The sequence below is a fragment of the Pseudonocardia xinjiangensis genome, assembly GCF_012911925.1.
In the GTDB taxonomy this organism is placed as follows: domain Bacteria; phylum Actinomycetota; class Actinomycetes; order Mycobacteriales; family Pseudonocardiaceae; genus Pseudonocardia; species Pseudonocardia xinjiangensis.
In genome coordinates, this window is the sequence record NZ_JAAXKY010000259.1 from 1 (window position 1) to 4,785 (window position 4,785).

At 70.2% G+C, this 4,785-nt stretch carries 7 protein-coding genes; 2 read left to right on the plus strand and 5 right to left on the minus strand.

Translation table 11 applies throughout. From position 1 onward, the window contains the following. Positions 1–60 precede the first annotated feature (60 nt). The 3 genes from HF577_RS36505 to HF577_RS36515 form a co-directional block, all read right to left on the minus strand. On the minus strand, positions 61–771 hold the full coding sequence (locus tag HF577_RS36505) for a GntR family transcriptional regulator (protein ID WP_169400567.1): 711 nt from the start codon (positions 769–771) through the stop codon (positions 61–63). A 180-nt stretch (positions 772–951) separates the two neighbouring features. Continuing rightward, positions 952–1,773 carry an NmrA family NAD(P)-binding protein gene (locus HF577_RS36510; protein ID WP_169400568.1) on the minus strand — a complete coding sequence of 274 codons (822 nt, stop codon included), beginning with the start codon at positions 1,771–1,773 and terminating at the stop codon, positions 952–954. Beyond that, the gene (locus HF577_RS36515; protein WP_169400569.1) at positions 1,766–2,203 is read right to left on the minus strand and encodes a nuclear transport factor 2 family protein; all 438 of its coding nucleotides are present in this window, start codon (positions 2,201–2,203) and stop codon (positions 1,766–1,768) included. Before HF577_RS36515 ends, HF577_RS36510 begins: the two co-directional genes overlap by 8 nt. Positions 2,204–2,291: 88 nt before the next feature. Here HF577_RS36515 and HF577_RS36520 point away from each other — a divergent pair, with 88 nt between their 5' ends. After that, positions 2,292–2,897 carry a TetR/AcrR family transcriptional regulator gene (locus HF577_RS36520; RefSeq protein WP_169400570.1) on the plus strand — a complete coding sequence of 202 codons (606 nt, stop codon included), beginning with the start codon at positions 2,292–2,294 and terminating at the stop codon, positions 2,895–2,897. Positions 2,898–2,919: 22 nt separating this feature from the next. Here the strand turns inward: HF577_RS36520 and HF577_RS36525 are convergent, their stop codons facing one another. Continuing rightward, positions 2,920–3,420, minus strand: a complete 501-nt coding sequence (locus HF577_RS36525) for a sigma-70 family RNA polymerase sigma factor (protein WP_169400571.1) — start codon at positions 3,418–3,420, stop codon at positions 2,920–2,922. Positions 3,421–3,724: 304 nt separating this feature from the next. Between HF577_RS36525 and HF577_RS36530 the strand changes: the two genes are divergently transcribed. Continuing rightward, positions 3,725–4,366: a TetR/AcrR family transcriptional regulator gene (locus tag HF577_RS36530; RefSeq protein ID WP_169400572.1), complete on the plus strand. Its 642-nt coding sequence runs from the start codon at positions 3,725–3,727 to the stop codon at positions 4,364–4,366. A 12-nt stretch (positions 4,367–4,378) separates the two neighbouring features. On the opposite strand, the gene HF577_RS36535 is transcribed toward HF577_RS36530, so the two are convergent. Next, positions 4,379–4,785, minus strand: a 407-nt coding sequence (locus HF577_RS36535) for a DUF2961 domain-containing protein (protein WP_169400573.1), incomplete at its 5' end; no start/stop codon positions are given.

Consider the following 4,785-nt stretch of genomic DNA (forward strand, 5'->3'; position numbering starts at 1 on the left):
GCGACGCGCGGTTCGGTGGGGTTGTGGTGTTGTGGTGGTGGCCGGGGGGAGCTGCCCTCGTCAGGTGGCGCCGGACGTGGCGGTGTCGCCGGACCCGACCGGTGCGGGACGCTCGGCACCGAGCGCTTCGGCCAGCGCCTCGGCGACGGTCCGGCTGGTGTGTTCGAGATGCCAGGCCGTCTCGTCGAGCAGGCCGGGTAGGTTGCGGCACTCGATGAGCTCGAGCATCCGCAGGTGCTGGCGGTGGGCCTCGGCGAAGTCGTCGACCGTGGAGGCGTAGACGGCCATCGAGGACTCGACGCGGTCCCAGATGTTGTGGATGAGCTCCAGCAGGTGGGGGCTGCCGGCACACTCGTAGAACCGCTCGTGGAACCGGCGGTTGAGCCGCCGCCAGACCGCCGGGTCGAGCCCCGGGTCGGTCATCTCCGCCAGTACGGTGCGCAGGTCGGCCACGTCGCCGTCGGTGAGACGCGGCAACGCCCACTCGGCAGCCAGGTGTTCGAGCCGCAGCCGGATCTGGAACACCTGGACGACCTCGTCCGGAGCGAGCTGCACCACCGTGACGCTGCGGCGCTCGAACTCGACGAGACCCTGCGCCTGCAGCTTCCGCATCGCCTCCCGCACCGGCATCGTGCTGACGCCCAACGTGGCGGCCAGCGACCGCAGCGACACCTTCACTCCGGGCGCGAGATCTCCCGTACGGATGGCGACGCGCAGGCGGTCGTACACCTCTTCGTTGATCGTCGAGACACTGATCGTGTCGCGGTCCACGGCCACCTCCCCATGTGATCTGTGATCACAGACGCTACGGAGGTCTTGTGTCCGGGCTGTGCCACGCCGTTTCGACTGGGAAACCGGACAACGCGGACCGCGCATTTCGCCGCAAGGCGTGGCGTACCTCGCCGACCAGGCAGAACCCGACACGGAAAGGGGCCGATCGCGTCGATCCGGTCAGGAGATCTCAGCGGCGACGAAATCGTGGAAGCTGCGGGGTGATCGGCCCGTGATCCGCTCGACGGTGCCGGTCACCCGGTCTTCCGCTCCGCCCCGGATGCCGTCGTCGAGGGCGGCGAGCACCGCAGCGAAGTCGGCCGGCACGCCGTATGCGCCGATGTGGCGCGCGAACTCCTCGGGCGCGACGGTCCGGTGGCGCACCGGAGCGCCCGTGTGGCGCGTGATGATCGCGGCGGCCTCGGCGTAGCTCAGCGCCTCGGGCCCGGTCAGGACGTGCTCGGTGTTGTGCGGCGCCTCGTCGGTGAGCGCGAACCCGGCGACGGCGGCGATGTCCGCCGCGTCGACGAAGGCCACCTTGCCGTCCCCCGTCGCGGTGACGATCTCGCCGCTGCGCACCCCGTGCGCCACCGCGTGGTCACCGGTGAAGTTCTGCATGAACCACGACGGCCGCAGCACCGCCCACTCCGGCATGGTGGCCCGGACGAGAGCGTGCACCGCGCCGAGCCCCGGCATGCCCTCCGGCACCGCCGACGAGCTGAGCTGGACGACCCGCCGGACGCCCTGGCGCCGGGCTTCCTCGAGGAACGGCTCCACGAGCGGGACGGGATCGGCCACCCCGACGGGAGCGACGAGATAGACGGCCGAGACTCCGCGCAGGGCCGGCGCGTGGGTCTCCCGGCTCGCCCAGTCGAACCGCATGTGCCCGGCGGCGCGGGGCCTGCGGGTCGCCGACCGCACGGGGACGCACCGCTGCCGGAGGAACGCCGAGACCCGGGAGCCGGTGGTGCCGGTGGCCCCGACGACGAGGACCTCACCCATTCTCGGCACCGGTGAACGCGGCCACCAGCGCGTCGACGCCGCCCATCGCCTCGGCCACGGCGAGCGGGTTCCAGTAGTCGCGGTAGACCTGGATCTCGCCGTCGCGCACGACGATCACCGCGATGTAGCGCATGTCGTACGGGCGACCGGTGGCGACCACGGTCCCGGCGACCTCGAACTCCACGATCACGGTGTCCGGTTGCGTGCTCTGGTGCACCACCTGCTCGGTGACGGCCCGCACGTCGACGATGTCGGGGTAGGCGCGCAGGTACTCGTGGACCGCGGCGCGGCCCTCCACCTTCTGCGGGTAGCCGGGTGGGGCGAAGGGGAGCTCGAGCACGCCGGTCTCCGCCCACAGCCCGGCGAAGGCCGTCATGTCGTGGGCGATCAGGAGCTGCAGGGCGTGGTCGACGAGCTCACGGGGGGTCATGGCGTTCTCCTGGTCTGGACGATACGGAACCGTCCCGACCAAACGTACGCGGGACGGGCCCGTATCGTCCACTCGGTATGCTCTCCCCATGACGCGTCGCCGGCCGACAGGCGCAGCCGTGCTCCAGCCGGCGATCACCCGGGCCATCACCGAGGCCGTGCTCGACGAGTGGGCCGCCCACGGCTACGCACGGCTCTCGATGGAGGCCGTCGCCAAGCGGGCGGGCGTCGGCAAGAGTGCGCTCTACCGCCGCTGGCCGTCCAAGCAGGAGATGGCGATCGCGGCGATCTCCGAGTTCAGCGTGGCGCGGGCCGTGGTCCCCGACACCGGCGCACTGCGGACCGACCTGCGCGAGACCCTCGACGCACTGATGGAGTGGCTGACCCACCCCCGGTTCTCCCGGATCCTGCCCGACCTCGTGGCCGAGACGGCCCGCAACCCGGAACTGGCAGGCGTCGTCGCGGCGATGATCGGCACCCCGAGGCGGGAGCGCGCCACGGTGATGTTCCGGCGGGCGATCGAGCGCGGGGAACTGCGCGAGGACACCGACCTCGAACTCGTCCAGGACCTGCTCGCGGCGCCCGTCTACTGGCGGCTGACCGTCCGTGCCGCAGAGGCGGAACCGGGATATCTCGACGCACTCGCCGACCTGCTCCTCCGCGCGATCGGCGCGCAGGACGGGGAGCAGAAGTGACCGGTTCCGGAAGGACGACCGCTCAGCAGGCCGGGGCCAGGCAGTCCGCGGTGCGGTCGGGCTCCCGGAGCAGCGCGTGCAGGGAGCGCAGTGCGTAGTAGGTACGCGACTTCACCGTGCCCGGCGAGATGCCGAGATTCTCCGCCGTCTCCCGGACCGTGTTCCCGTGGATGTAGACGTCCTCGAGAACCGCCCGATGCTCGGGCGACAGCGTGTTCAGCGCCTGGAACACCAGCATCGAGTCGACCACCCGGTCGGCGTGGTCTCTCTGGACGGGATGGGTCATCACCGTCTCGACCACCTCGATCGGGCGCACGTTGCGGGCGCGGGCCCGGTCGATCACCAGGTTCCGGATCACCGTGAACAACCAGGCACGCACGTCGCTCTGGCCCCCCACCGCCTTGTCGCGATGGCGCCAGGCACGCACCAGCGTCTCCTGCACGATGTCCTCGGCGGCCGAAGGATCGCCGGTGAGCCGGGTCGAGAAGGCGAGCATCGCCCTGCCGTGCTCATCGGTCAGCATTCGGATCCATCTCTCGCCCGGCACCTCCGCGCGCTGCCGAGTCCCCCACCCATCCACCGGTCACAACCTTCCTCGCAGTCATTCGGAATCGCGCACGAACCACTCCGCCCCCCCACGACACCGATGTCCCGGTCCGGAGTGCCGACGCGGGGCTCCACCACCGCGGTCGTTATCGATCCGCGTACTCGGAGCCGCCCATGTCGATCGGTCGATCGACACGTACGCTAGGCGCGTTCACAGGGAGTCGTCAACCAGGCCAGACAGCGCCGACCTCACGAAGCGCATCAACCGGAAGGAGTCGGACATGGCGCGAAAGCGCAGCCTCGACGAGGGCCCCGTCCTACGCGGAAAGATCATGAACCGGGCCAGCGTTCTGTTCTACCAGCGCGGCTACGCCGCCACCTCGATCCGCGACATCGCCGATGCCGTCGGCATCTCCTCCTCGACGATGTACCACCACTTCACCAACAAGCAGGACGTGCTGCACGCGATCATCAAGAAATTCATGACCGAGTTCGTCTCCGCCACCTGCGCCGTGCTGCGCGACCCGTCCCGCACGCCGACCGAGCGGATCCGCGAGACCGTCCGGCTGCACCTCACGATCAGCCAGGACCGCAGGCCCGAACTGCTCATCGGCAACCCCATCCGCTACGCCCTCACCCCGGGCCAGCAGGGTGACGGCATCCGGTTGCAGATCGAGTACCACGACGCGGTGCAGGACGTGATCGAGCAGGGCTGCACCACCGGGGAGTTCGCGGTCGACGACGTGCAGCTCACCACGATGGCCCTGCTCGACATGCTGAACGGTGTGCGCGAGTGGTTCCGGCCGAGCGGTCCGCTCAGCCTGGACGAGGTCGTCGACCGCTACACGGCGATCGCGCTGAAGGTGCTCTCCGCCTCGTCGTCGGTGAACGCGGCCGTCGCCGTCGGCCGGGCCCACGCGTGACGCAGGCCTGGCTCAGAGCGTCTCGAGCCCGTCGAGGGTCGGCGTCACGGGTGGCGTGCTGCTCGGCGCGTCGAGATAGAACAGCGCCGTCGACGCGATGTCGTCGTGCCGGGGCAGGTAGCGGTGGCCGCTTCGCCAGCCGAGGGCCTGGATGTCGACCCGGATCCCCGTGGCGAACCGGATCGGGTCCGGCACGTGCCAGCGGTACATCCCGAAGCGCTGCTGGCTCTCGTACAGCCCGTCAGGACGGATGATCTGGTGCAGGCCCAGGTACGGCGTCGTGTAGCTCGTGTAACCCTGCCCCGGAACGTCGAAGTTCCACGCCCCGCCGAAGTAGTCCTCGGTGCCCGTGCCGCAGATCGTGGGGAAGTCACGGTCCTCGTCGAGGTAGTACTTGATCTCCCCCTCGCCCCACCACC

What these genes read in the sequence shown, in the direction of transcription:
- HF577_RS36510 (WP_169400568.1), bottom strand. Translation starts at nt 1,773, where the DNA reads ATGGGTGAGGTCCTCGTCGTCGGGGCCACCGGCACCACCGGCTCCCGG.
- HF577_RS36515 (WP_169400569.1), bottom strand. Translation starts at nt 2,203, where the DNA reads ATGACCCCCCGTGAGCTCGTCGACCACGCCCTGCAGCTCCTGATCGCC.
- HF577_RS36520 (WP_169400570.1), top strand. Translation starts at nt 2,292, where the DNA reads ATGACGCGTCGCCGGCCGACAGGCGCAGCCGTGCTCCAGCCGGCGATC.
- HF577_RS36525 (WP_169400571.1), bottom strand. Translation starts at nt 3,420, where the DNA reads ATGCTGACCGATGAGCACGGCAGGGCGATGCTCGCCTTCTCGACCCGG.
- HF577_RS36530 (WP_169400572.1), top strand. Translation starts at nt 3,725, where the DNA reads ATGGCGCGAAAGCGCAGCCTCGACGAGGGCCCCGTCCTACGCGGAAAG.